This is a genomic window from Cellvibrio sp. pealriver (assembly GCF_001183545.1).
Taxonomy (GTDB): domain Bacteria; phylum Pseudomonadota; class Gammaproteobacteria; order Pseudomonadales; family Cellvibrionaceae; genus Cellvibrio.
On sequence record NZ_KQ236688.1, the window covers coordinates 2,258,680 to 2,282,344 of the forward strand.

At 47.1% G+C, this 23,665-nt stretch carries 22 protein-coding genes; 3 read left to right on the forward strand and 19 right to left on the reverse strand.

Annotation, left to right across the window (positions count from 1 at the left end; all coding sequences use genetic code 11):
* Window positions 1-26 precede the first annotated feature (26 nt).
* From thiL to nrdR, 8 genes are all read right to left on the reverse strand, one after another.
* Window positions 27-992: a thiamine-phosphate kinase gene (gene thiL / locus VC28_RS09835; RefSeq protein ID WP_049630481.1), complete on the reverse strand. Its 966-nt coding sequence runs from the start codon at window positions 990-992 to the stop codon at window positions 27-29.
* 48 nt (window positions 993-1,040) lie between these two features.
* Window positions 1,041-1,526, reverse strand: coding sequence for a transcription antitermination factor NusB (nusB, locus tag VC28_RS09840; RefSeq protein ID WP_049630482.1), 486 nt, complete (start codon window positions 1,524-1,526; stop codon window positions 1,041-1,043).
* 82 nt (window positions 1,527-1,608) lie between these two features.
* Window positions 1,609-2,079: a 6,7-dimethyl-8-ribityllumazine synthase gene (ribE, locus tag VC28_RS09845; protein WP_049630483.1), complete on the reverse strand. Its 471-nt coding sequence runs from the start codon at window positions 2,077-2,079 to the stop codon at window positions 1,609-1,611.
* Between the two features lie 59 nt (window positions 2,080-2,138).
* Window positions 2,139-3,254: a bifunctional 3,4-dihydroxy-2-butanone-4-phosphate synthase/GTP cyclohydrolase II gene (ribBA, locus tag VC28_RS09850; RefSeq protein ID WP_049630484.1), complete on the reverse strand. Its 1,116-nt coding sequence runs from the start codon at window positions 3,252-3,254 to the stop codon at window positions 2,139-2,141.
* Between the two features lie 20 nt (window positions 3,255-3,274).
* Window positions 3,275-3,931 (reverse strand): riboflavin synthase, encoded by a 657-nt coding sequence (locus VC28_RS09855; RefSeq protein WP_049630485.1) that lies wholly within the window; start codon window positions 3,929-3,931, stop codon window positions 3,275-3,277.
* 100 nt (window positions 3,932-4,031) lie between these two features.
* Complete coding sequence (locus VC28_RS09860) at window positions 4,032-4,607, reverse strand: RDD family protein (RefSeq protein WP_049630486.1); 576 nt, start codon at window positions 4,605-4,607, stop codon at window positions 4,032-4,034.
* Between the two features lie 16 nt (window positions 4,608-4,623).
* Window positions 4,624-5,748: a bifunctional diaminohydroxyphosphoribosylaminopyrimidine deaminase/5-amino-6-(5-phosphoribosylamino)uracil reductase RibD gene (gene ribD, locus VC28_RS09865; RefSeq protein ID WP_049630487.1), complete on the reverse strand. Its 1,125-nt coding sequence runs from the start codon at window positions 5,746-5,748 to the stop codon at window positions 4,624-4,626.
* Window positions 5,749-5,795: 47 nt separating this feature from the next.
* Window positions 5,796-6,272 (reverse strand): transcriptional regulator NrdR, encoded by a 477-nt coding sequence (gene nrdR / locus VC28_RS09870; RefSeq protein WP_049630488.1) that lies wholly within the window; start codon window positions 6,270-6,272, stop codon window positions 5,796-5,798.
* Window positions 6,273-6,422: 150 nt separating this feature from the next.
* Here nrdR and VC28_RS09875 point away from each other — a divergent pair, with 150 nt between their 5' ends.
* Window positions 6,423-7,460, forward strand: coding sequence for a LacI family DNA-binding transcriptional regulator (locus tag VC28_RS09875; RefSeq protein WP_049630489.1), 1,038 nt, complete (start codon window positions 6,423-6,425; stop codon window positions 7,458-7,460).
* Window positions 7,461-7,483: 23 nt separating this feature from the next.
* On the opposite strand, the gene VC28_RS09880 is transcribed toward VC28_RS09875, so the two are convergent.
* Window positions 7,484-8,062 carry a hypothetical protein gene (locus VC28_RS09880; RefSeq protein WP_049630490.1) on the reverse strand — a complete coding sequence of 193 codons (579 nt, stop codon included), beginning with the start codon at window positions 8,060-8,062 and terminating at the stop codon, window positions 7,484-7,486.
* A gap of 59 nt (window positions 8,063-8,121) precedes the next feature.
* Window positions 8,122-8,574, reverse strand: a complete 453-nt coding sequence (locus VC28_RS09885) for a hypothetical protein (protein ID WP_049630491.1) — start codon at window positions 8,572-8,574, stop codon at window positions 8,122-8,124.
* A 135-nt stretch (window positions 8,575-8,709) separates the two neighbouring features.
* Here VC28_RS09885 and VC28_RS09890 point away from each other — a divergent pair, with 135 nt between their 5' ends.
* Window positions 8,710-9,006, forward strand: coding sequence for a hypothetical protein (locus VC28_RS09890; RefSeq protein WP_156184315.1), 297 nt, complete (start codon window positions 8,710-8,712; stop codon window positions 9,004-9,006).
* Between the two features lie 12 nt (window positions 9,007-9,018).
* Here the strand turns inward: VC28_RS09890 and VC28_RS09895 are convergent, their stop codons facing one another.
* From VC28_RS09895 to VC28_RS09935, 9 genes are all read right to left on the reverse strand, one after another.
* The gene (locus tag VC28_RS09895; RefSeq protein WP_049630493.1) at window positions 9,019-9,453 is read right to left on the reverse strand and encodes a DUF3592 domain-containing protein; all 435 of its coding nucleotides are present in this window, start codon (window positions 9,451-9,453) and stop codon (window positions 9,019-9,021) included.
* Between the two features lie 12 nt (window positions 9,454-9,465).
* Window positions 9,466-9,978 (reverse strand): hypothetical protein, encoded by a 513-nt coding sequence (locus VC28_RS09900; protein ID WP_049630494.1) that lies wholly within the window; start codon window positions 9,976-9,978, stop codon window positions 9,466-9,468.
* A gap of 90 nt (window positions 9,979-10,068) precedes the next feature.
* On the reverse strand, window positions 10,069-11,268 hold the full coding sequence (locus VC28_RS09905) for a glycoside hydrolase family 88/105 protein (RefSeq protein WP_082191485.1): 1,200 nt from the start codon (window positions 11,266-11,268) through the stop codon (window positions 10,069-10,071).
* Window positions 11,269-11,475: 207 nt separating this feature from the next.
* The gene (locus VC28_RS09910; protein WP_049630496.1) at window positions 11,476-13,896 is read right to left on the reverse strand and encodes a di-heme oxidoredictase family protein; all 2,421 of its coding nucleotides are present in this window, start codon (window positions 13,894-13,896) and stop codon (window positions 11,476-11,478) included.
* A gap of 309 nt (window positions 13,897-14,205) precedes the next feature.
* Window positions 14,206-16,506, reverse strand: a complete 2,301-nt coding sequence (locus VC28_RS09915) for a family 31 carbohydrate-binding protein (RefSeq protein WP_049630497.1) — start codon at window positions 16,504-16,506, stop codon at window positions 14,206-14,208.
* A 120-nt stretch (window positions 16,507-16,626) separates the two neighbouring features.
* Window positions 16,627-17,169, reverse strand: a complete 543-nt coding sequence (locus VC28_RS09920) for a helix-turn-helix domain-containing protein (protein ID WP_049630498.1) — start codon at window positions 17,167-17,169, stop codon at window positions 16,627-16,629.
* 121 nt (window positions 17,170-17,290) lie between these two features.
* Window positions 17,291-18,616: a glycoside hydrolase family 26 protein gene (locus tag VC28_RS09925; protein ID WP_049630499.1), complete on the reverse strand. Its 1,326-nt coding sequence runs from the start codon at window positions 18,614-18,616 to the stop codon at window positions 17,291-17,293.
* Window positions 18,613-20,316, reverse strand: coding sequence for a glycoside hydrolase family 43 protein (locus tag VC28_RS09930; RefSeq protein WP_049630500.1), 1,704 nt, complete (start codon window positions 20,314-20,316; stop codon window positions 18,613-18,615). Before VC28_RS09930 ends, VC28_RS09925 begins: the two co-directional genes overlap by 4 nt.
* 153 nt (window positions 20,317-20,469) lie before the next feature.
* Window positions 20,470-22,323 (reverse strand): sugar porter family MFS transporter, encoded by a 1,854-nt coding sequence (locus VC28_RS09935; protein ID WP_049630501.1) that lies wholly within the window; start codon window positions 22,321-22,323, stop codon window positions 20,470-20,472.
* Between the two features lie 377 nt (window positions 22,324-22,700).
* On the opposite strand from VC28_RS09935, the gene VC28_RS09940 reads away from it, so the two are divergent.
* Window positions 22,701-23,558 (forward strand): transporter substrate-binding domain-containing protein, encoded by an 858-nt coding sequence (locus tag VC28_RS09940; protein ID WP_231591704.1) that lies wholly within the window; start codon window positions 22,701-22,703, stop codon window positions 23,556-23,558.
* Window positions 23,559-23,665: the final 107 nt, after the last annotated feature.

The window sequence follows — 23,665 nt, forward strand, 5'->3', positions numbered from 1 at the left end:
ATTGAAAAAATAACAAATACGACGCATTAGAAATGCTGGTAGCCAGTTTTGGTTAATTCAAATGGCTGGCCTTCATATTCACAAATCACTTTGTTGCCAGCGACCATCTCACCAATAACCGTTGCCTGTAGTTTGCCTTGAGCAATTAACATGGCGATATCGGCCATTTTTTCAGGTGGTACGGTAAAGCAAAGCTCGTAATCATCACCACCGCTGAGTGCCCACTCCAATGCTTGCGGTACATTATTCAGCGATTGCAATGCAGGAGACAGAGGCACATTTTCTACATCGATTACCGCACCCAGATCGCTGGCATCACAAATGTGTTGCAAGTCAGCGACCAAGCCATCGGAAATATCCAACGCGCTGCTGGCAATTGTGCAAATCATCGCAGACTCAACCAAGCGTGGTGTAGGGCGATAAAAACGTTGCAACAAATAATCGGTGTGCTCATCAGCAAAGATGTGAGTCTTTTGGATTGCAGCCAACGCGGCAGCGCCGTCGCCAAGAGTGTTGGTGACCAAAATAAAATCGCCGATATTGGCACCATCACGCCGCAGCGCAGCACCCGGTGCAGTTGCGCCCATCACCTGGATTGTAATACTGAGCGGGCCTGAGGTTGTATCGCCACCCACCAACGCAATTTTATAGTCGCGCGCGCATGCAAATAATCCACGGCTAAAACTGCGCAGCCATTCTTCATCGGCGTGCGGTAACGTCAGCGCCAGCGTAAACCAAAGTGGCTCAGCACCCATTGCCGCAAGATCGCTTAAATTAGTCCGCAGTGCACGCTCAGCAATTAACTCCGGATCTGCATCTGTGGGAAAATGCACGCCCGCAACCAAAGTATCCACTGATACTGCCAATTGTTTTCCAACCGGAATATCCAATAGCGCGCAATCATCGCCAATGCCCAGCAATACACCTGCGGCAGGCTGCTCGGCTTGCTCGCGCTGGAAAAATTGTCGGATAAGCTGGAATTCGCCGGGCACAATAAAAAATAGTGATTAGTGAATGATAGACAATGGAACGCCAGTCAATTAACGGCTGCGTTCCGCTTTCACTTCGATGGCGCGCAGCACCAATGCAGTTTTATCAAGCACACCGTTGATAAATTTGTGGCTGTCTTCAGCACCAAATTTTTTCGCCAGAGATACGGCCTCATTGATGACCACTTTGTACGGCACATCAATACGAAATTTCAATTCATAAGTAGCCATACGCAGCAGCGCACGAGTGATGGGGTCCAACTCATCCAGTGAGCGATCAACCAAATAAGGTGTAAACAGCGCTTCAAGATCGCTTAAATGTTCAGGCACAGCGTGCAAAATTTCATGGAAGTATTCCACGTCTACTTTGCTCATATCATTGTCAGTGCGAAATTCCGCTTCGATCGCATTAATACTGGAACCTGCCATTTGCCATTGATAAAGCGCTTGCATTGCATAATGGCGAGCCATACGGCGGATCGCAGCGGTGTGGCCTTTTTGCGCAGAAGCTCCGGCTTGACCTGAAGAAGTAGTCATGAACAATTACCTGATAAAGAACTTGAATGCCCGCGTGCACGGGCATGACATAAAAATAACAACTGAAATTCAGTTTTTAAAACTAGATTTTGCCGAAGAGCGAAACCATTTCCAGCGCGGTTGATGCAGCCTCTACACCTTTGTTGCCCGCTTTGGTGCCAGAGCGCTCGATGGCTTGCTCAATGGAATCCACCGTCAATACACCAAAGGTTACCGGCACACCGTATTGCAAAGACACTTGCGCCAACCCTTTGGTGCATTCGCCTGCAACGTAATCAAAATGCGGAGTGCCGCCACGGATCACAGCACCCAATGCGATGATTGCATCGAATTCTTTTTTTGCTGCGATTTTTTGTGCCGTCAATGGAAACTCAAACGCACCCGGTGCGTAATAGATGGTGATGTTTTCATCTTTAATGCCATGACGACGCAAAGTGTCCAATGCACCGTCTTTTAAACTTTCCACAACAAAGCTGTTCCAACGGCTGACGATCAACGCATACTTACCGGCAGATGCAGAAAAATCACCTTCAATCACTTTGATATTGCTCATAATATTTTCTCAAAAATAATCAAACATCTTGTTCAACAATGCGGAGGGGCGATAACAAATCAATCGCCTTCCGGACAAATATATTCCACCACTTCCAAATCAAAACCCGAGAGGGCTGAATAACGCATTGGGGCGGACATCACCCGCATTTTGCGCACCCCCAGATCGCGCAAAATCTGCGAGCCGGTGCCGACTTGTTTGTAGAGCACTTCGGAACTGCGGCGCATTTGCTTACCGGATATCAGCCAGTCGATGCTGTCTTCCACTTCTGTAGTGGACTCATCGTGGCAAATCAGCAAAACAACGCCTTTTCCTTCTTCACTGACTTTGCGCAGTGCATCCTGATAGGTCCAGCTTTTGCCGCCCGCAACCGAGGTGCGCTTGAGGCTCAACACATCGCGCGCGATATCCATCACATGCACTCGCACCAGTGTTGGCTCGGCGTCGATTTCACCTTTGGTCATTACAAAGTGCAGGTCACCGCGCGCCAGATCGCGGTAGGTATGCAAATCAAAGTCGCCGTAAATCGTTTCCACCTTGCGGGTATTAATGCAGGCAACCGTCTTTTCTTTGGTGGCACGATAGTGAATAAGGTCGGCAATGGTACCGATTTTCAAGCCATGCTGCTCGGCAAATTGCTCAAGATCCGGCCTGCGCGCCATGGTGCCATCGGGGTTCATCACCTCAACAATGACCGCTGCCGGCTCAAAACCGGCCAGACGCGCCAGATCACAACCAGCCTCTGTGTGCCCCGCACGGCTCATCACGCCGCCAGGCTGTGCCATGAGCGGGAATATATGGCCGGGTTGGACGATATCGCTTGGCTTGGCATTAGCCCTTACCGCCGCGCGCACAGTAAGGGCGCGATCCGCTGCGGAAATCCCCGTACTGACCCCTTCAGCCGCTTCAATGGAGAGCGTGAAATTGGTGGTGTGCTGGGATTTGTTATCGCTCACCATCAGCGGTAAATCCAGTTGTTTGCAGCGCTCAGGGGTGAGCGTGAGGCAGATCAGGCCGCGCGCATAGGTCGCCATAAAGTTGATGTCTTCCGGGCGCACCTGCTCGGCAACCATAATCAGATCGCCTTCATTCTCGCGGTCTTCGTCATCCATCAGGATAACCATCTTGCCGTGGCGCAGGTCTTCGATCAGTTCTTCAATGGTATTAAGTTGCATAGGAAATCCCGAATTGCCAATTACATAAATCCATTCTTCGCCAAAAACTCCAGGGTGATGCCCTGCCCTTCGCTCTCTGCCGCTTTGTCACCGAGCATCAAACGCTCCAGATAACGGGCGAGCACATCGACTTCCAGATTGAGTTGGGTGCCTGTTTTGTAGCCATCCATAATCGTCCATTGCAAGGTATGGGGGACGATATTCAACTCAAACTCGGCTCCATCCACTTTGTTAACCGTAAGACTAGTACCATCCACGGTGATTGACCCTTTATGGGCGATATATTTTGCCAGTGATTTGGGCGCACGAATGCGGAAACGCTCCGAGCGGGCATCGGGGTGACGGCTCACCACCTCACCAACACCATCCACATGGCCGCTGACAATGTGGCCACCCAGGCGCGTTTGTGGTGTCAGCGCCTTCTCAAGGTTGACGCGCTGACCGACTTTCCAACCGGGCAAGGTGGTATTGTCCAGCGTCTCGCGCGAGACATCTGCCCAGTAACCATCACCCGGTAATTCAACCACAGTCAAACACACACCGTTGGTGGCGATGGAATCCCCCAGGCGCACGTCACCCAAATCCAGATTGTTAGTTTTGATGCGCAAGCGCAGGTCGCCATTTTTAGGCTGCAGGGCGACAACCTCGCCAATCGCTTCAATAATCCCGGTAAACATAATCTGCCTCGGCTCTGTGCGAGTAGTTAAACCACGTTGCTGTCTATAACAGGTGCTTTATAAGTAGTGCTGTAGAAAAAGTGGCGTAAACGATACGGTGTTAAACGATGATGCTGTTAGGCTTGCCCGTAACAGCAACAGGAATGCGCAAATCAATCACTTTGGTTTTGGCCAAGTGATCGTGGATACAGCGCTTGTCAGCGCGGAAAATAAACACGATATCCGCCAGGCGCAGCAGCAAACCAATCACCGGCACCATACCCATCAACCATTGCGATACATAACGCTGCAAGATCAACATCAGAAATAGAGGCTTTTGGTTATCCATGGTCACAATGGCAATACCCAGAATTCGCTTGCCGATGGTTTGGCCGAATTGATGCAGTAAAAAACCATGCAACAGGAAAAACGTGATAATCGGGGAAAACGCGAGCAAACGCTTGCTGGAATCCGGCAGGTTTTGCAGCTTTTGGATCATCTCGGCTTGCGCCGCTTCCATATCGTTTGATTGGGAAGGATCAAGGCCGAGGTACTGTAAAAAGAACACCAGCGCGACCATCATCAATACGGTATCAATCACAAACGCACCAAAGCGCTTGCCGTAAGAAGCGGTGTTATCCACGGCCGGTTGATGAGGCTGGAATTCAGGTTGGGAATCAGGGGTTTGATCGTTCACAAATTTACCTTCACGACTAGTATTCAGTATCCGGCACGGCGGTGATGCGCCAATCGCGGCCAACGGCGCGGATATCGTTGATCTTTAACGAAAGCGATGCCGACATGGTCTCTAACGGCAAGCCAAACAAAGGGCGCGCATGACTACCGAGCAGTTTGGGAGCCATGTAGATAATGATTTCATCCAGCAGGCCGCGACGTAAAAAACTGCCTGCGAGCGTAGCACCGGCCTCCACCAGAACTTCATTGCATTGGCGCAGGGCGAGTTCGCGCAAGAGCGCTTGCAAGTCGATGCGGCCATCTTTAGCGGGCAGTGCGATCAGCTCGACAAAATCTGGCCAGCCACTTAACAGTGCCGCATCCACTTGCCCGTTATGCACCAACAATATGGGGGTCGCTTGCTTGAACATCAATGCGTTGCGCGGTGTGCGCAGCTGTGAATCCAGAATCACTCGCAACGGTTGTTTGGCCGCTGCGGCTTCCGCATTGGGCAAACCCAATTCATCAACCCGCACAGTGAGTGAGGCATTGTCCTGCAGGATGGAATCTACACCAGAAATAATCGCACACGAGCGGGCACGCAAACGCTGTACATCGGCACGTGCTTTGGGGCCAGTAATCCACTTGCTTTCACCGGACTCCATCGCCGTACGGCCATCAAGGCTCATCGCCATTTTGCAGCGTACATAGGGCAGCTTGCGCTCCATACGACGGATAAAACCCGGGTTTAATGCGCGCGCATCGTTTTCCAGTACCGGACCATCCACCACAATGCCCGCTGTGCGCAAAATTTCGATACCACGGCCAGACACCAGCGGATTGGGATCCTCCATCGCATACACCACGCGGCTCACACCGGCATCCACCAAAGCCTGCGAACAAGGGCCCGTACGACCGTGATGACTGCAAGGCTCAAGGCTCACATACGCCGTCGCACCGCGTGCGTTATCACCTGCTGCTAGTAGAGCATTCGCTTCAGCGTGAGGTTCACCTGCGCGCTCATGCCAACCCTCTGCAATGACCTGGCCGTCTTTTACCAGCACACAGCCCACACGCGGATTGGGCATGGTGGTGTAAAGGCCGCGCTCCGCAAGGCGGAAAGCGCGCGCCATAAAATCAACATCAGCTGCAGTAATAGCCATTGGGGGAAAATCGTTGGTTAAAAGAAGGCGGTATTTTGCACCGCAGGTTATTGCTTGGTCTGCTCTGTTTCAGGCTGCTGCTCAAGGCGATCAATTTCCTGCCGGAACTCGTTCAAATCCTTGAAACGGCGATACACAGATGCGAAACGCACATAAGCAACTTCATCGAGTTTTTGCAGCTGCTCCATCACTTTTTCACCCACCAACAACGCTTTCACTTCACGCTCGCCGGTCGCCTGTAAAAAGTGCTTGATGTGGTTGATAGCAGACTCGATCGCCTCAATGCTGACCGGGCGTTTTTCCAATGCGCGCAGCAAACCGGCGCGGAGTTTGTTTTCATCAAAAGGTTCGCGGGTGCCGTTTTGTTTGATGATGCGCGGCATCACCAATTCCGCCACCTCGAAGGTAGTAAAACGTTCATGGCAGGATAAACACTCGCGGCGACGGCGAACTTGATCGCCCTCTGCCACCAAACGAGAATCGATAACTTTGGTATCTTCCGCGCTACAAAACGGACAATGCATGATCAGCAGCCCCAGCGATGGTTAAAGTGGGCGCATACTAGCACAAAATGCGGGATTTTCGCCCCATACTCCATAGCCCTCGCCGCATGAGTGTGATACAAAGCCAAGCATTACTTAATCCGATTCCAGCCTGCCCTATCCATAAAAAATATGAGCAAACCGCCCTCCGCCAGTAAAGCCAAAAACACCACCATGAAAGAAGTCGCCGCCCTAGCCGATGTCTCTTTAATGACGGTATCGCGCGTGCTTAACAAAGACCCTAAGGTCAGCGAAGAAACACGCAATCGGGTAATGGCAGCGGTAGAGAAATTAAATTATCGCGTGAACGTTTCTGCGCGCAGTCTTTCCGGCACACAATCCTATTTAATGGGTTTTTTGTACGATAACTCGCTCGGGAGTTTTATCAGCGAATATTTGATTGGCACACTCAAGCGCTGCAATGAGTTGGGCTATCAATTGGTCATTGAGCAGTGCCCCTATCAGGAATCCAACCTCGAACAACACATTAAACACCTCTGCAATCGCTACGATTTGGATGGCGTTATCATCCCGCCCCCACTGAGCGATGACTTACCCTTATTAAATGCGCTGGATAAAGCCGGCTTGCGCTATGTACGTGTAGGCCCCGGCCTTGAATTGGATCGTTCGTCTTACGTCACCATTAACGATTACCGCGCAACATTTGAAATGACCGAGCTGTTAATCCAGCGCGGCCATAAACATATCGGCTTTATTAAAGGCGATGCGCACCAAGGCGTAAGCGATTCGCGCTTTAAAGGTTATTGCGATGCAATTAAAAAACATCAACTCAATTTGAATGATGATTTCATCGCTGAAGGTAATTTCAGTTTCAGCTCGGGAATGGTTGCCGCAGAAAAATTATTGCAACACCAGGCACTGACCGCCATCTTCGCCAGTAACGACGATATGGCCGCTGCCGTTGTCGCAGTCGCGCACCGCAAACACATCGAGATCCCCCAACAACTCGCTGTCGCCGGCTTCGACGATACCAACATCGCGACCACCATCTGGCCACAACTCACCACTGTGCAACAGCCCATTAAAAATATGGCAATTGCAGCGGTGGATTTGTTAATCGAGAAAATTAAAGCAGATACATTGCTGGATATTAAAGTAAAAAATAATCGTGTATTGGATTACACGATTATTGAAAGGGAATCGGTTTAAGTTTTTATTTAGCTGAGTCAGAATTACTGCTTTAACTCACTTTTCCAAGCAATTTCAGTTGCGATTTGGTGCAACGCTTTGTTGGTGCATTCTATATAGAGATACTCTCCGCCATAGATTCCGATCGTTGAACGGACGTACTCATTCTCGCCACTCCAAGTAAGCCCCGATTGAGAGGTTTGTTTGTATGCAATCCCATACAACTTTCCCCACTCTTCATGGAGTTGAGCGATCTCGTTTTTGGTCTTCTCCAGAACCGAAGTGCGGTACACCTCATCACTCAATAACGTCTTATCGCTGATTAACTGCCTGAACCCGACGATTGAGTGCACCGCTTTGCGATCCCGATTTGACCAATAAACGTAATCGGGAAAATGCTCCATGGGAGACGGTACCGCCACTTGAAAACTCCGACGTACATTGCCTGCACCTACTCCTCCCTGAAAGTAGAATTCTTTAACATCTTTTGCTTGGCGTGGAACGGGATTGCCAAATTTGAATCCGAAGGCTTCGTCTTTTGTACACGCAATGCCGAGTGAAGGTGCGAGGAATATACTCCCCAACAGGAAGCCTCCCGCAAGTGTTGCAACGATATTCTTCATTTACTTACTCCACACAGATGGTTTTCTGCTGCAACACTGATGGCATCTTATACATTTATCTAATTACATATTCTATGCGCCGCACCATTAATTTTATGGTACTGCTCGAAGTGGCATTTTTTACTAGTTCCGAGATCCTCAATTTTTATTTCAGCATCTCGCTTACCCGCGATCATATTAGCGTTAACCGTATAAGTATGGCCTTTATCAACCGTGATCTTGACTGCTTTTGTAGTATCAAAAGCGCCCAATGGGTTGATATATAGTATCTCTAGCTCGTAAGCACCTGGTTCCAGCTCAACTGAAAGAGGAACACCTGCACCATTTCGAGATGGCAGCTGCTTTCCATTAATTTTTTTAAACAAGATAAACTCTTTATCATGCAGCCCCCAAACTACCGCTTTATTAGAGGATGCCGAGCCTGAAGTTTGAAAGGAATATGGTTCGTACACAGGAATAAGACCACACCCTGAAAGCGCTGTCAGTATTATTAACGTAACCGCATGTCTCATCTATTTTTCTCCTAATCAATAATTGATCCCCTTAACCTGCCTTCATTCTGTCAAATTGCAAAAGCAGTTTCCAATTCTATCGCCATTGAAATCACAAAAACCATCTCAATATTGAAGCTCACAAGGAACTTCAATGTGAGCATAGGCGTTATGAGCAACAGCAATTACATTCTTTTGGGAATAACCTTAACGTTTTTCGCGCTCGTTTTTATTGGCAACGCCTACATAAAGTATTTACGCAGCAAACGGCATAACACTGAGCTGTGGGGGACTATTTTTGAGGGGATAACCAACAAGCTTGTTGATCTGGATGCGATTAAAAAGCCTGAGGTTTTTATTGAAAAGAAAGCCAAAAGAAATGGTTTGGGAAAAGATGACGAGCAATACGCTCAGGAAAATGAAAACCCTGAAAAGCAAAATAATCAGGGTTAAAACGTATTTAAATCAGGCGGTTCTGCGCCAAATTACAAAGGCGATCCACACAAACCCCACAGAAAACACCAACGCGATAAAATGGCTTTTGGCAAAGCCAACTTCCAGCACGGCTAAATTGTAATTATTGGGATCGACATAAACCCGTACCACCCGCCCTTTCTTTAATTCCTGTTTCGGGCGACTAATGCCGTAACCTATTTGTGTTCCCTTGTATTTATTGCCGTTAATTTCGTAGGAATACTCCAGCCAAGCGCCGCCAAAATAATTTAAGCTTCGGCGCATTTCAGTGGTGACAACACCTTCATGCACATCCCACTTTGCAGCAGCATTACTTCTGAGCATGTTGCTTACACCAAACAAAAACAGCATGCCCGCAGCAAGAATACCCAAGCCGAAAAACAAGGAACGTAAACGTTGGTATTTTTTCTCTATTTCGGGATTCACGTAATAACATTCCTAACTTGCAAAACGAAGCATGTGATATGCACAGGCACGAGACTTTAAAATTAAAAACGCAGATAATAGTAGCTCTACACCTGTAGCTACCATACTTGATATATTTTCAGACCCAAAGTGAAAATTCCCAACCACACCACTATCGTGACTATTTGCCAGTTTCCAGAGAGTCATCCAATACACAGAATCTATTATTCCATTAAATAAAAAAAACAATCCTATTACTGACACCAACACAGCAAGCGCGGATTTCACAGAAATGGGCTCAACCAATTGATCCATTTCTGGCTTTATCAAAGCATTTGCAATTAACATCGGGAACATCCACAGAAAACTAGCTGCAACAACAGGCAATACGGTTGAAGCAATAGCAAAGCTCCAGGTGGATATAGGAATTTGATTACCCAAATCAAATATTAAAGAAAAGATAAATGATGAATTCTTCACCCCATATAGAAATAAAATTACCGAAAACAATCTAACTGCGATTGCTAAATAGTGAGTTGATTTCATAAATTTTCCTTACAAAAGCTATCCAAAGTGGTTTTAATAACCGAAAGATTACTCACTCTTTCTATAAAGAGTGAGCACATCAATAACCACTTACAACTGACTCACTTCCGATGCCGCCAACAACAGCGCACCTACGCCATACAACTGCGTATCTTCCGGTAATATTTTTTCTGGGGATGCACCGACTTGTTGTACCCAGCCAAGCTTGCCGGATTCATTGACTGTAGACGCTAAACCTCTCCAGCCAGATGTAACCGCAGGCAAATAATCATCGCGATTTAATAATCCGTTATTGATTCCCCATGCAAGGCCGAAGGTCATAAAACCGGTACCACTGGTTTCAGGAACATTGAACTCATCTTTATCCAATAAGGATGAAGGCCAAAAACCGTTGGGTTGTTGCAGTTTTACCAAGCTCGCTGCCATAGTTTTAAACAGGTTTTCGTATTTTTGTTTGCGTGGATCATTAGCTGGAATTTGTTCTATCAACAATGGCAAACCAGCAAACACCCAACCGTTTCCACGACTCCAGAATATTTTTTTATCGTTTTTACTGCGACGCTCAAAGAAGCGGCCATCGCGATAAAACAGGTGCTCTTGTTTATCAAATAAATAGTCGATAGTCGCTTGGTATTCTTCATCCACATAATTTAAATATGCGGGATCTCCGGTTAACTTGCCCACCGCAGCCCATACTGGCGGCGCCATAAATAAGGCATCGCACCAACACCAGCGGCGCTGGCAAGTAGCTTCACCTTCACCTGTTGGGTCTGATGTGTATTCAAGACTATGAGTTGCGCGATTTGCCATGATTTTTTTAAAGACTTTTTGCGTTGGCGCGACCAGTGTTAAATCATTTTTTCGCGCAGCAACTGCAGCGTAGGTATAACCAATCACCTGATCATCCGCATGCCAATCTTTTTCGCCGATTTTCCATATATTCGCCTCACCTTTTGCAACCAGAGCCTGTAAATAATCCGGATTGCTGGTGTGCTCTGCCCAACGGGTCAAGCCGACAAAAAACGCCCCCTGAATCCAGCCATGTGGATTTTCGGTATGGTCGCGAAAGGTTCGCACATAATCAAAATTTTCCATGTGCGCTAACTGCCAATCCGCAGCGCGATTAGCAACCGCAGTAATATCGGAAGTACTGGGAAGGGTTAGTTGGTCTTTTGATGTTTCACTTGTTTGGTTATTCGGGGTCATTACACAACCACTCAATAACGTAACAAGGCCGGTAAAGAATGAAAGGGATAACAATAGCGAATATCGGGGTAATAGCGTTCTCATCCAGGTCTCCTACGGAAAAATCCAGTCTGTTTATTGTTATGTCAGGTCTTTTAATTTTTGTTGTGCAGAAATCCTAATAGATGACCATGATAAACAGAAGGACTTTACCGAGCTTTACCTACCTGCAGCGCCAAACAACAGAAGAAAACAAAAAAGGCAGCCGAAGCTGCCTAACATGCAAATCACTGATTGTAAAAAAACCGCTATTTACAATTGCTGCAAGTAATTGATCAATGCCTGACGGTTGGTTGCCGATGCCGCGTTGTAATTTGCCTTGGCGGTTGCCGCGTCACCATTGTGGCGACTGATCGCAGCCTCCAAGGTGGTGGATGCACCATCGTGCATTAGCGAAAAACTGCTGGCATTGCCAGAGCGAACATAACCACTCAACCCAACACCCCATAAAGGAGCGGTGCGGAATTCACCTTCGCCTAAATCGTGGAGCAACAAATCGGTGTAAGGGTGAATCGTTTGGTTGCTCAACTCTGGGAAGCTCGCATCCACACCGGTAGTGACCGTCATTTTGTGGCAACCACCGCAACCCATATTGATAAATTGTTGATGACCTGCATGAGTGGTGAGATTAGTGCGCGGTACAGGTACGGATAATAATTTCAAATAAGTGACCAACTGATCCAAGCGTTGATCAGAAATTTCCTGTGGGCCAAAACCGGAGAAGCTACTGCCTACACCCATATCATTTTTTAATGCTTTGGCAACTTGATGACGCAAGCTCACTGTTTCTGCACGCCATCCGTAACGGCCAATTTGTTGCTGGCCATTTACCGTTACACGATTAACGCGACCACCATTTTGCGCGGCCCAACCTTCAATAGTCGCATCGGGAATTGCACCTAACAAACCCAATCCAATCATTTTGGGGGGCACAACATTTTGGCCTGTTTGCATATTGCCCGATGCATTTAATGTGTGGCATCCGGTGCAGGTTGGTTGAATAGGATTGGTAGCGAGATTCGCCAGTTCCGACATGGGCAAATTACCGCCCTGCGCTTGTGGCCCCGGCATAAATTGTTCAAGGTGACTGCCGTTAATCATATTGGTGTGCAATATACGGCGCCCCATTAACCAATCAGCAATATGGTTTGCGCCGATATTGTAAGCGTGCTGCATGTAAGCAAAACGTTGCTGTACTCCACCGGTAGCGGATAATTGTGGCACAGTGGTATTGCCACCGAGTTTTGCAAAACTGTCATTTACATTTAACGGGCCAATGGCGGAATCGCGATTGTTTACCGTGAAACCTTCACCTAACACATATTTAAATGTTTGACCGTAGTAATTGACGTTATCGCCGGTTAATTGCGCGCGATCAAAATTGATAGTGGTTTCGAATTCAATTTGCGCACCATGCTCAAACGGGCGATTAATATGTTGCCAGCGCTGCATGACGGCACGCCATTTGGTCGCGGCGGTGCGCTGCGCTTGTGTTGCATTACATGCGGGAACTACAGTTCCGTTCGGCAACACAATATCCATCACATAACCGTATTCAAAATTGGTTTCATCACCATAGTATTTGTGATAACGCCAGTTCGGCACCTGCTGGTTACAACTTTTGGTTGCGCCGGATGAATCGGTCATTGCTGCAGGTACAGCGCCGGTTAATGTCACCACTACACAAGCTTCTGTTGTACCGCAGGCAGCTTGCCGTTGTGATGCGGCTTCTGCACGGGTGTAATCGCGCAGCTCAACATAACCAAAACGCCCCACCCAATATTCAATATTAAAATTATTAAAATCATTGCCGCTTAATTCATGGCGCACGCGATAGCGTTCAGCAAAATTGGAAATAAGCACACCATTTTCTAAACGGGTTGATGCAGCAGGCAATTCATTCGAACTTGAGTTAGCAACAGAGCTTGCTGGTGCAGCGCTTGAACTTGAACGAGAAGAGCTTGCCGGTGTTGATGATGGAGCAACTGATGATGCTGGCGCTTGCGGTGTTCTGGTTACGCGTGCACTTGTTTTTTCACCGGCGCTGTTGATGGCAGTAACCGTGAAGTCATACGCGAAGCCATTGTTTAATCCACCTACATTAATACTAGTTCCGGTTGTTGTTAATACGGAATTTAATGCACCTGTTGCAAAACCATAATTAATGCGATAACTGGTTGCATTGGCAACTGCGCTCCAACTCAATGCAACGCTAGCGTTACCAGCGGTTGCATTGATAACTGGCGCGCTTGCGGGCAAAGCAACTGAAGATGCAGAAGAAGATGAGCCAGTGTTCGCGCAGTTATAGCTGTAGAAACTGGTATCTGTTGGGCCGGGTAGCCAGTCTACTCTACTGTAGTTACCTTGCACACGCAGCGTAAACTGATCGCCGGTGTCGCATTGCAAATTGGTGGTGTAAACGTAGCGCCAGTAACCATTGGCTAAACTGGTTTCGGTTGCGCCGCTGATGGTGGTGTAGGAGTAACTGCCATTTTCATAAGCGGTTAACCACATACCGCCGGTTTTGCGTTCGCTGAAGGTGTAATCAAGCACAATTTTATTTTGCGCATTTTTACTCGCACTAATTCCGGTTGTTTGTGCATATACATTATTTAGCAACACCAGGCTGCTAATAACACTTCCATATGCGAATAGGGTTTTTAATTTATTCATTTATTCGCCTCATTAGTTTTTCGTTTTTTAGAATTCAAGATGAAATTCGCTATTCCCTTCGGGATGTACGGTCTGAGACCGTATGCAGCATGGATGCTGCATTCGAGCCTACATGGACGTATTTACGGCGAGTCTCAGATTGTGTGTCCCGAAGGAAATCTGCACTCACTATCGAGCCAGATGAACCACGATATTCATTCATGGACACGCCGTGAACCCATCCATGGGGGCTCGATGCACACGTCCTGTGTGCATACGGTCCATGAACAAATACCGAGGTTCATCTTCAAGATCGTGAAAACATTCGAATCACGGTAAAACACACTGATTAGTAAACGTTTTGGTTTGCTGCCCCGTTGTGTATTGACCGGGAGCTGGTGTTTGTTGCACTTTAAATTCCACTTGATAACTTTGGCCGAGCACACCGCTTACGCTGCGACGGTAGTAACCATTGGTTAAAGTCCCTGCACGGCAATCACCGTTCAAACACAAATAATTCCAGGTCGCTGACCAACCATTATTTTTGTGGTACAGCACCATGGTGTTGTTATTGCTGTAAGCAATTCCAAAATCACCGCACGCACTTGCAGTTGAAGAAGCAACTGATGAAACAGCAACAGAAGATGCAACCGATGAACGGCTGGATGAACTCACCACAGGCGTTGATGATGCAATCGCCGATGAAGCAGCCGCACCATTAGCACAGGGCGATGCCGCTAACCCCTCACCGGGTTTGATATTGCTGGCGGTTGCAATACATTGCGAGGTTGCGTTGTCTTGCACTTTAAACTCCAGCGAATAAGCCGTGTTGGCATTCACCGTTGCAGTGCGCTCCCAGCGCGATCCATTTTTTGTTGCTGGGCGGCAATCGCCGTTCAAACACAAATATACCCAGCTCGCCGTTTGGTTACCCACATTGTGGTAAAGCACACCGTTGCTTTGTAAACCAAATACATAGCTGCCACCCACTGGCGCTTGTGGTGTTGCACTTACACGCGCACTGGTTTTTTCACCGGCGCTGTTAATCGCCGTTACCGTAAAATCGTAAGCATAACCATTGGTTAATCCACTCACTGTTGCGCTAGTGCCGCTGGTAGTTTGGGTTGAGGTTAATGCACCGGTCGAAAAACCATAATTGATGCGATAACTGGTCGCGTTAGCAATGGCATTCCAACTCACACTCACACTCGCATTGCCAGCGGTTGCGGTAGCTTGTGGTGCTGCAGTTGGGGGAACAGAGACAGAGGACGCTGCTGATGATGCAACAGAAGAAGCAACTGAGCTTGCAACCGAAGACGCAGTGCCGCCAATGGGGCTACCGGCATGGGCATAAAATGTTTTCGCCATTTCGGTTTTGAAATTGCTCATCACTTGCGAATTCGCTTGAATACTGGTGATGCCCCAATAACCCGCTGCGCAAGAAGCTGCACCCGGCGCGCAATACCAACGACCTTGCGATTGCCAGTCAGTATTGATGTAGGCCACTGCGCGCAAGTGATCGCGGTTGTCAAAAATCCATTGGAAATAATCAGTAAAAAAAGCATTCCATGCCGCTTGGCCACTCGCAAAATTTTGCGTGTTTTGGCGCGCAGCGGTGCAAGAGTAATTTAAATTGCGTAGATCAAATGCTTGTGGTGCCGATTCAGCGATCATCGCTGGTTTTCCGTGCGTACGCGCAAAGGTCATTAGTGCATTTTGCAAAGCGCGCGGCGTGGTGTCTGGCACTGTCCAAGGCTTGGAACCATCCTGACAGGACCACTGATAACTCAAATAATTACTGCCAGCAAAAAAAGAAATACCAATCCAATCTACATAGGCATCACCGGGATACCAGCTTTCATAATGTGCCGCCGGGTTGGGTGATACTTGATAACCATACGCAGGATCACCATCGTCCGGATAAGTTGCCGCTTGCCATACAGTCGCAACATTGGTTGCGCCTAATTGATCGATACGTGTTGCAATCCAGCGATAGGCATTTTTATAAAAGGTTTGATTGTAGCAATTCCAGGGGCCATCAAATTCGTAGCCAATACGCAAATACACCGGGCGACCACTGGCTTTAAAATAATTAATCATGCGATCCATTGCATAACGCCATTGGTAGGATAGCGATGCAGGATCGGTAGCACTGCCGACATCGGCATCACCGGTACCGGCAATGGCACGCAGCGGTTGGTTGCTGCAATTCGCCCACTCATCGGATAAATACAAACCCACTGCGAGTGCGACTTTATTATTGTTTGCGAGCAAGTCGTAATCGCCCAGTGTCTCAGCAAAATTCACTTCACCGTTGTTGTTATCCACCGGTGGGCCTTCGATACCACTCACATACATGGTCGCGTTAGCCGGTGCCGAATTGGCATGAGTCGCTTTGGGCAAAACTGATACATACAAAGTAACGCCGCCAGGTTTTGGCAAGGTTGCATGGGCAGGGTTGGTGAGCACGTCAGTTTTATAAGCGCGCAAGGTGCTAGTGTCCTGTCCCATTAAAAACAACACCTTGTTGTTTGCAGGCAAATTGACAGCGTTAGCTTCAATGGCGGCATGGGATGAAAAGCTAACCAAGCTGCCTAATAGCAGCCCGGTAAGGCGTAGTAGGTTTTTCATGTTGGAATCCTGTATGAATTAGATTTATGTCACAGGGATTTGTAACCCATACAGAAAAACCGATTTTTTCTACAAGATACAGTTCGATGTTTAGCTAAACAAAAAGTAGAACTACATACACTATGTGATTGAGCGATGTTTTAATCTATATTCCGCTGGCGTTATTCCTTCTTGTTTTTTAAACAAGGTAAAAAAAGTAGAGCGACTTGAAAAGCCAACTGACTCATAAACTTCCTGCACACTTTTTCCTGCCCACTCAGAGCTAATCAATCGCTCTTTTGCCGCCATCAATCGGTATTGATTAATAAATTCAAAGTAGTTTTGATGAAACTGTGTTCTAAGCAATAAGGACAATTGCTTTACAGGTATATCCAGAAACTGCGCCAAGCGCTCAATATTCAGCTGTGGACGCGCGTAAAGTTGCTGCGTTCGAATCTGTTCGTCTATGCTGTTTTTTAACTGTGAAAAATCAACAAATATTTTAGTCTTGGCCGTTTCGCCAATCAGACTATTTTCAACAGCAGTCGCTTCCGAGGATTTAGATAACGCTAATTTTCGCCGAGAAGAGAAATACCAATAGATCGCGCCAGATGAAATTATCCATAAGAGAATTACTTCATATAGGGTAAAGCGCAATTCATTCAGAAAGCTGAAGAAGTTCATGTTACTGATCCAATGATAATGGCCTTATCGCTATTGTTATTAAGGCGCTACTGGACATCCATGACGGGGTTTTCCAAGGTCCATGCCAGAAGTCATTACGACTTCTGGCATGGATTTTTAATTATTTTTTAACACCATTCACATAAACAGAATGAGAAATTTCTTCTTTAAATTTTTTCAAGATATAAGGGTTTGCCTGTACACGGCTATCCGCCCAATAGCCTTGATTACAATCCTTGGCACCTGCAGTTGAATTAGGTGCGCAATACCACATGCCTTGGCTGTGCCAGTTGGTGTTGATATAGGCAACCGCGCGAATCACATCCTTGTTGGCATGAATGTAATCAAACCAATCGGCATACCAGCTATTCCAAATGTCTTCTGCAGTAATTGGTTTAACGCGATTGGTAAAAATACAACCTGTGGTGAGCTGTGAATTACTAAAACCGACCGGCGCTGCCTCGGCGATCATCACTGGTTTTTTATGGTTGCGGGCAAATGCCAGTAGGCGATCCTGTTGCGAGCGCGGCGTTACTACAGGCGTAAACCATTCGGGGTTTAATGCATCACAAGTCCATTGATAGTCGCGATAGGTATCGCCATAGAAAGTAGAAAGCGAAACCCAATCCACCACATCATCACCGGGATAGAATTTCTCTAAATGATTTGTTTCAGTGACTTGATAAATACCTTGATTGCGCGGCCATGCCGCCGATTGCCAAACGGTTGCAATATTATTTGCCGCCAATGCATTGATGCGGGATTTAATAAAACGATATGCCGCTTTATAGGCTTCAGGCTCGTAGCAGTTCCAGGGGCCGTCAAACTCGTAACCAATACGCAAGAAAACTTCACGTTTGGAGCCTTTTAAAAACAGTAATAATTTATCCACTTGCTGGCGATAATCCGCCACGTCTTTTTCACTGACGCCCTCGCCAATCATCCCGGCAATTGCGCGCGTGGGAATTTGTTTGCAGCCCGCATGAACGTCGGTAATATCCAAACCAACTGCCAAGGCGGCATCGGGAAACTCTTTTAGTGATTTGGAAAAATTAATCATGCCGGCACCATAATCGGTATCGCTGGTGATACCCGCAAGGCTACCCTGATTGGCACTATTGGAAATTTTGGTGTACAGCGTAATGCCCGCAGGCCTGGGAAGCTCTGCATCTTTTTCCAATGCCTCTTTGCGATACTCCGTCAAAGTCTCGCTATCCTGCCCCATAAATAATGCGATTTTATTATCGGCAGGCAAGTTGCGTGTATCGACAAACGCTACTGCTGCACTGCTGTTTAGATTCTGATTAATGGTGGCGGCCTGCTGCACCGCTGCATCTTCATCTGAAGACTTCTGAATGGTGGAGGAGCAAGCCGTTATCAGCGAAACACCGCCAATTAACAAGCACAACCCTTCCCACGAAAAAAACGTTTTTTTATTGGATTTCATACACCTTGCTCCGATACCTGATGATATTCGTCGTTATGATTTAACTGATCTGCGTTGTCAGGGATGCTAAATTCGCGATAGTTAAACCAATCGAAATCAGCATGCAGTTTCATTCCACTTAAATCCTGGCAACAAATTCCTACAAAGGCACCGGTAAACGCGGGGCGGTAACGATCGCTCATCTCGCGCACGTGGTCATCCGATAAAATACTACCATCCATTACCGGCCCTACTTTTTTCCAAGCTTTAGCATTTTCAGAGTCTATTCTTTCATTATCACAGCTTTCTGCATTAGAGTAATAAAACTGTACATCGCTTTGGTGCCATTCAACTTTTAACAAAATCTCACCATAAGGCGGCAAAATAATGGGCGTTTGCAGTGGCTCAGCAACGACAAAATTATCGCAATTGATCAGGTGTAATTCGCGCTGTCCTGTCAACTCATTACAGGAAATATACAAATACAAATAATGGCCAGTATTGTAGTAACACACCAAACCTGCGAGCTGCTGGAAATTTTTAGGCGAAAAATCAATCTTGCAGCTGGCTTCAATATCGAACGCCTGTACACGACGCGCAATCAAACTTTGTTCACGGGTAGAGCTGAGCGACTCGCGCCCTTTCAAGCGAACAAATCCTTTACGCTCACTCAAACTTAACCATTGCTCTGTTACGGGAACACGCAAACTTTGCCACTGGGGCGATAGTGTTTGGGCGGTAAAATTATCCAGCTCCGCGATCGGCCTTACAGAAAATTCCTTCAGCCCCGGGGCAGGAACTTGCAGGCGCGTTGTTTTTTGATTAGTGACGGGATACAACCAGTCGTCATCACGCCATTCCATTTGTTCAATCACCGTTTCACGCCCAAGCGTACAACGCCCGCGTGCCGATAATGGCCTCCCCGCCAAGTACACGGCGTACCATTGGTCATGCTGTGTACACACCAAATCAGCATGACCGGTTTTTTGTAAGGGTGCATCCGGATAATTGCGTGCAGAAATAATCGGGTTTTGCGGGTGCAACTCATACGGCCCGACAATATCGCGCGAGCGCGCCATAGTCACTGCATGACCGTATTCGGTACCACCTTCGGCAGTAATCAGGTAATACCAACCGTTGTGCTGATAAATATGCGGCCCTTCGGTAAAACCTAGTTCAGAGCCTGCAAAAATATGTTTCACCTCACCCACTAACTTTTGTTGCAGCGGATCGTATTCTTGCAGCTGGATGCCACCAAAAAATTTTCCAGCGCGATGATCCAACATCATATTGGTGAGCCATTTTTTGCCATTAGTGTCATGAAAGAGTGAGGCATCAAACCCACGCGACATTAAAAAGACCGGCTCGGACCAAGGACCGTGAATGGAGGGCGCAGTCACCAGGTAATTAGGTGTGTCTTTCCAGACACCATCAAATGAGCCCACATTGCTGTACACCAAATAAAACAAACCATCGCAATGGCTCAAGCAAGGTGCCCATACGCCACAAGAGTCTGGGGCACCGCGCATATCCAGTTGCGATGGACGATCAAGTACCTGCCCTAACAACTGCCAATTTTTTAAATCGCGCGAATGGTGAATTTGCACACCGGGAAACCATTCAAAGGTTGACGTGGCGATGTAATAGTCATCGCCCACACGCACAATACTGGGGTCGGGATTAAACCCACGCAGGATTGGATTTTGAATTATTCCATTCATACAACAACCTTGATCAACATTTTTAAACTCAGTATCTGTCGAATAAAGATTGGTGTTCGTTTAGAAACCGTATGAGGCATGGATGCCGAATCGAGCCTACAGGGATGTATTTACGGCGTGTTTCTAAATGAACACCAATCTTTATCTATGCGATTAATGTCCACGAACCAAACTGGATTCCAATTGCTCCAGCGTTTTACCTTTGGTTTCGGGAATAAACCTGACTGCCAATATGAAACACAACACCATAGCGATGGCGTAGAGCAAGTAGGTTACGGTGGAGCCGAACACTTCCAACTGCCACGGAAATAAACTGGCCACGGCAAAACTGGTACTGGCATTGAGCACACCGGCCGTTGAAATACCAATCGCACGTAAATGATTTGGGAAAATTTCCGCCAACATGGTCCAGGTGACCGGCCCCAATGAAATTGAAAATCCGGCAATAAAACCCAGCAAACCAATCAATACCGCAAGCGAATTAATAGAAATAGCCGTTTTCAGTAACAGCGATTGATAACCGCTAAAATCCTGCCGGATTTTCGCCTGTAACTGCTCATCCGTTGTAGCACTGTAAGCGGTTTGATTGTTTTCTTGTGATGCAAGCTGCACGACATTAAATAGCGCTGTTTTTATTGCAGAAAAATACTCTACTTCACTGCCGAAGGTTTGCCCCGCAATGGACTGCAACGCCTGTGCAAGCAGATCTATTTTTTGCTGCTGGGTGGCGATGTCCGGCGCATTTAACGGAAGACTCATTAATAGGGTGTCGCCTTGGTAAAATTGCACCGTGTCGCCTGCAATTTCAATGCGATCTTTTTGGTAGACATCCGGGTTTTGGTTAGCCGCTTCCGTTACCAGCCCTTGATGAAATAACTCCGTACGAATATCCGCAATTGAACTCGCTTCTAATTGGTAGCGCGCCTGATAGAAAGAAAAACTCGCAAGCCCCAACGACAGAGCCATAATCGCCGTGCCCATGATCAACAATAATTTGCGCCCGAGCTTATCGATCAACACCATCGCAATTAATGTAGTAAAAACAAATACCGCGCCCAAGATAATGGTTTGCAAAAATGCACTGTCGCGCCCTACTCCCGATGTTTCAAACACCATGGGCGCATAATAAAGTACAGAATTAATGCCAGAGAGCTGCTGGAAAGCGGCCAGCGCGAAAGCGATCAGTAAAATGCGGCGCATGGGTTTGGAAAACAATTGAGCCATTTCTGCACGCAGGGATTTTCGCTGTGTTTTGTTCGATAAATCCTGCTGTAAATTGTGTTTGATGCTGGCAATTTCTTCAGCCGCTGCACTTGCGCCGCGCAAGCGCGTTAACACCAGCAATGCTTCTTGCTCGCGCCCGCGCACCATTAACCAACGCGGGCTTTCGGGAATTACAATCAGTAGCAACAAATAAGCGGCGGCCGGGAAAAAACCAACACCCAGCATCCAGCGCCAATTCAGTTCCGGGTTTTGTACCCACTGCAAAATAAAATAATTGGAAAAGTAAGCCGCAAAAATGCCAAGCACAATATTAAGTTGGTTGATCGACACCAATTTTCCACGCTGTGCCGCCGGTGCAATTTCAGCGATGTATACCGGCGCGATCAAAATAGCGATGCCCACACCGATACCGGCAATAATTTTGGCGATGATAAAAATCGCAATGTGATGGGCAAATGCAGTCCCTAATGCAGCGATGGCAAAAAACACCCCGGTAATGACCAGCGCCCGTTTTCGCCCCAGCCAATCACCCAAATAGCCCGCAATCAGGTTGCCAAAAATACTGCCCAAAATAATGGCACCGGATGAAAAACCCAGTAAAAACGCATCGTCATAGATTTCAAGGGAAACGCGATAGAACGGGATTGCACCGGAATTGACGGTACCATCAAAACCCAGCAGGAAACCACCCAGCGCGACGATCAGCGCGAGCAATACCGGATACCAGCTGCTTGCTGCTGCGGGAGTGGCAGGATTGAGCTGGCCGGATACAGGACCCGTCATATTTACCTCTTCTATTGTTATTAGCGTCTAATCAATACGGCTTCACACCGCCAATTTCGACTGGATGAATCTAATTTCCAGTTGACAATTGGCTCAACTGAAATTAATGTTAACGTTAACGTGATCGAAACTCAAGGCGTTTTGAGAAATTCTTATTCCTTGGTTGCTTGATCCGCTGTTTCGTCACGTTAGTTTTGCCAAGTGGTTGTTATGTAGTTTCTGTATCCAGGACGAGGCCTTGCGCCTCATTGCTTTTGCGGGTCACTTCGCTTCTGTTGCGACCCGCTTTTTTCTCGGGATTTACTTAACAGAATTGACTGACAGCAACAAAAGAAACTCGCAGCCCTACAATAACGAATAACTGCAGAGGTGTAATGATGAGCCGTAATCCTACCGGCCTATTGATATTACTAACAATGATTCTCACCCTTGAGAGCCATGCCCAAACCCGACTGCACACACCCGCCTTAATCAATGACAATGACCGCTACGCTTTTGCTATGGCAACACTGGCATTAAGTTATGTTGATAAAAATATTCAACTACAAGCAGACTCCAGTGAAGAAAAAACCTTGCCGCGCGTAATGAGCGAAATAGACTCAGGCCAGCTCGATATATTTTGGACAGCAACCGACAAAGACAAGGAGCAGGATTTTTTGCCCGTACGTATACCTTTATATAAAGGCATGTTCGGCTATCGGATTTTTATTATTCACAAGAACAATCAATATAAATTTAATGCAATCAACAACCTTTCCGATTTGAAATCTATTTCACTAGGACAAGGCCGCACCTGGGCAGATACCAGTATTCTGGAAGCAAATGGTTTACATGTAGTGAAAGTGAGTAAATTCCCCAGTTTGCTCTATATGGTGGATGGACAACGCTTTGATGCTTTTCCTCGCGGCATCCATGAACCCTGGGGAGAGATTGCTTCGCACTCGCAATTGCAGTTGGCCGTTGAACAACGATTGATGCTTAGCTACAAAATGCCGTTTTACTTATTCGTACATAAAAATAACCGCACACTCGCACAGCAATTGGAAACGGGTTTAAACCAGGCAATCGCCGATGGCAGTTTTGATAAACTTTTTTACGCTGAACCCGGTGTACAAAAAGTATTGCAGTTTGCAAACTTAAAAAACCGCACCCTGATTGAATTACAAAACCCTTACCTCACACCGGAAACTCCTGTTAACCGACCGGAGCTTTGGTTGGATATCGCTAAATTTTAAATACAACCACGAGCCAATCATGCGTACTTATCTTTCATTGTGTCTCGGTATTGCAACACTTTTATGCAGCATTAGCTGCAAACAATCCACAGTGAGCACCCCACCCC

Bases quoted from the DNA above. Each gene is read 5' to 3' on its own strand.
- nusB (WP_049630482.1), bottom strand. From the start codon at position 1,526: ATGACTACTTCTTCAGGTCAAGCCGGAGCTTCTGCGCAAAAAGGCCAC.
- ribE (WP_049630483.1), bottom strand. From the start codon at position 2,079: ATGAGCAATATCAAAGTGATTGAAGGTGATTTTTCTGCATCTGCCGGT.
- ribBA (WP_049630484.1), bottom strand. From the start codon at position 3,254: ATGCAACTTAATACCATTGAAGAACTGATCGAAGACCTGCGCCACGGC.
- VC28_RS09855 (WP_049630485.1), bottom strand. From the start codon at position 3,931: ATGTTTACCGGGATTATTGAAGCGATTGGCGAGGTTGTCGCCCTGCAG.
- ribD (WP_049630487.1), bottom strand. From the start codon at position 5,748: ATGGCTATTACTGCAGCTGATGTTGATTTTATGGCGCGCGCTTTCCGC.
- nrdR (WP_049630488.1), bottom strand. From the start codon at position 6,272: ATGCATTGTCCGTTTTGTAGCGCGGAAGATACCAAAGTTATCGATTCT.
- VC28_RS09875 (WP_049630489.1), top strand. From the start codon at position 6,423: ATGAGCAAACCGCCCTCCGCCAGTAAAGCCAAAAACACCACCATGAAA.
- VC28_RS09880 (WP_049630490.1), bottom strand. From the start codon at position 8,062: ATGAAGAATATCGTTGCAACACTTGCGGGAGGCTTCCTGTTGGGGAGT.
- VC28_RS09885 (WP_049630491.1), bottom strand. From the start codon at position 8,574: ATGAGACATGCGGTTACGTTAATAATACTGACAGCGCTTTCAGGGTGT.
- VC28_RS09900 (WP_049630494.1), bottom strand. From the start codon at position 9,978: ATGAAATCAACTCACTATTTAGCAATCGCAGTTAGATTGTTTTCGGTA.
- VC28_RS09905 (WP_082191485.1), bottom strand. From the start codon at position 11,268: ATGAGAACGCTATTACCCCGATATTCGCTATTGTTATCCCTTTCATTC.
- VC28_RS09910 (WP_049630496.1), bottom strand. From the start codon at position 13,896: ATGAATAAATTAAAAACCCTATTCGCATATGGAAGTGTTATTAGCAGC.
- VC28_RS09915 (WP_049630497.1), bottom strand. From the start codon at position 16,506: ATGAAAAACCTACTACGCCTTACCGGGCTGCTATTAGGCAGCTTGGTT.
- VC28_RS09920 (WP_049630498.1), bottom strand. From the start codon at position 17,169: ATGAACTTCTTCAGCTTTCTGAATGAATTGCGCTTTACCCTATATGAA.
- VC28_RS09925 (WP_049630499.1), bottom strand. From the start codon at position 18,616: ATGAAATCCAATAAAAAAACGTTTTTTTCGTGGGAAGGGTTGTGCTTG.
- VC28_RS09930 (WP_049630500.1), bottom strand. From the start codon at position 20,316: ATGAATGGAATAATTCAAAATCCAATCCTGCGTGGGTTTAATCCCGAC.
- VC28_RS09935 (WP_049630501.1), bottom strand. From the start codon at position 22,323: ATGACGGGTCCTGTATCCGGCCAGCTCAATCCTGCCACTCCCGCAGCA.
- VC28_RS09940 (WP_231591704.1), top strand. From the start codon at position 22,701: ATGAGCCGTAATCCTACCGGCCTATTGATATTACTAACAATGATTCTC.